Annotated in this window: 3 protein-coding genes; all 3 read right to left on the bottom strand. The window is 45.3% G+C overall.

Annotated elements, in window-relative coordinates; genetic code table 11:
* Positions 1-304: 304 nt before the first annotated feature.
* Positions 305-514, bottom strand: a complete 210-nt coding sequence (locus H6S82_RS30265) for an acetyltransferase (RefSeq protein ID WP_190473739.1) — start codon at positions 512-514, stop codon at positions 305-307.
* A gap of 227 nt (positions 515-741) precedes the next feature.
* Positions 742-1404: a phosphoribosyltransferase gene (locus H6S82_RS30260; RefSeq protein WP_190473737.1), complete on the bottom strand. Its 663-nt coding sequence runs from the start codon at positions 1402-1404 to the stop codon at positions 742-744.
* A 78-nt stretch (positions 1405-1482) separates the two neighbouring features.
* Positions 1483-2173, bottom strand: a 691-nt coding sequence (locus H6S82_RS30255) for an SDR family oxidoreductase (RefSeq protein ID WP_191057250.1), incomplete at its 5' end; no start/stop codon positions are given.

Genomic DNA, 2173 nt, shown 5'->3' with positions numbered 1-2173 from the left:
GGCTGTTCGTCCTCCCAAAGACGCATTGACACACTCTTTCCAGAGGCAAGATATTTTTGGCCCATTTGACCTTGAGGGGATTGGGTAGAGTCTATTTTTTTGACGCTGGTATCAACCATATCAATGTCCTCAGTTATTAACTTAAATTGCGGCGTTAGATTAAGTGGAGTGCGTCAGAGCGATAAAATTAATGATGAGCGCAAAAATTACGCTCTTCTGACGCACTGTACAGATGTTATTAGTCATCAGTCATCGCTGATTAGTGAAAAGATAATTTTACAAATGACTAATAACTAATCCGAGATCAGGCTTTTGGGTAATTTGCATCTAACCAGCAGCGGGGTAGTTGCTCGCCGGAAGGAAAAATTAATTCTTCTTTCTGATATGAAGCAGGCCCTTGTTCTTCCTGGCCAGCTTGATCTCGTCCGGTAATTTGATTTTCATTGGGGTTGATCAAAGATTCCAGATTCTCTATTTGGATCAAGGTACCATTTTGTTTGCTTTTGAGAAACATGGCAACTCCTTAAGTAAATGTGATTGCTTTCATTATGACGTCCTTATTTATAATTTGACAGTTATCAAAAGTGATAATAATGAATAAATAAAATGTGGCTGGGTATGATAAATTGAAAATGGGCATTTACCGATGGCCTACTTTTTGCTTTTTGCTTGTTTCTAGTTTGTACTCCTATTGATTTCAACACAAATAAAAATCGCTCTTTTTGCCATCATCTTTAGATCCTAAGAAGATGCCGCGAGCTGACAGTTATTTGCTCTGTCTAGCAAGCGACAAACTTCTTCATCAGAGGTTTGGGAGAAATCTTCATAGGCTCGTCCCACAGCCCAGAGGTTTTCGGGCGTGTTGTAGCACACTACTTCGTCTACTTCTAATTGAAATTCTTGACAAATTTCGGGGGCGGCGATCGGGACGGCGACGATAATCAGATTGGGTTCGTATTGCCTTAGCGCTGCGATCGCAGCACGCATAGTGGAACCAGTTGCCAAACCATCATCTACAACAATGATGGTGCGTCCGGTGTAGTTGGGTGCGGGTCGGTTTCCCCGGTAGAGTTTTTCGCGACGTTCCAATTCTTGTTGTTCCAAGTCTGCTACTCGATCGATTGTTTCTGTGGAGATGTGAAGCGATCGCACGACTTGGGTGTTCAGCACGCGGACGCCACCGCTAGCAATTGCACCCATAGCCAACTCTTCTTGTCCGGGAACACCGAGTTTGCGAACTACAAAAACATCCAGCGCCGCATTCAGCGCTTTTGCTACTTCAAACGCGACAGGAACACCACCACGCGGTAGTCCCAGCACCAAAACATCAGCGCGGTTGGCATAAGCAGAAAGCTTTGTAGCCAGTAATTTACCCGCTTCCGTTCTGTCTTTAAATGTCGCCATCCTTCTCACCTCCCGTGAAAGTCAAAAGTCAAAAGTAAAAAGATAATATTTTTACTTTTGCCTTTTTACTTTTGTTTTTCATCTCTTAATGGTGTGAAAGTTTTTGTCTTCTAACCCCTCTAAAGAATGATCTAGGCGCAGTTCGCCTTGGGGTTCAACTCGCAGCGATTGCGGTGTTTCCTGACCGACTGCTCCCTTGGCTGCTGTGACCCCGCCATCGGCTAACCACAAAGCACCAGTGACGTAACTTGCTTCGTCCGATGCCAAGAAAGCATAGACGTTAGCTATTTCTTCTGGAGTACCGCGTCGAGCCATTGGTGTGGCATTTATCAACATTTTTTCCATCTGGGCATCCATTGGCCCAGTTTCCTTGTGCGTCCAAGCTGTATCGATCGCACCGGGACAAACGCAATTAGCACGTACTCCATACTTTGCCTGCTCGACAGCAACTCCCAACATAAACGAGTGCATCCATCCTTTTGTGCCGCCGTAGGGGGTATTTTTAGCTAACCCGTTAAAGCCTGCTTCCGATCCCGCTGAAATGATATTGCCCCGCGTTCTTTGTAAGTGCGGCAGGGCGTATTTTGTCATCAGAAATGCCGATCTGATATTCATCCGAATGGTGCGATCGAAGTCTTCGATCGGGTAATGCTCGGTTTCGGCAGTGACCAAAAATACACCGGCATTATTGACCAAAATGTGAAGATTTCCGTATTCGGTAATGGCTGCACGAACGCAAGCTTGGGCGTGGGATTCTTCGGAAATGTCG

This window comes from Planktothrix sp. FACHB-1355 (assembly GCF_014748295.1).
Taxonomy (GTDB): domain Bacteria; phylum Cyanobacteriota; class Cyanobacteriia; order Cyanobacteriales; family Aerosakkonemataceae; genus Aerosakkonema; species Aerosakkonema funiforme_A.
This window is presented reverse-complemented; position numbering and strand designations above follow the sequence as displayed.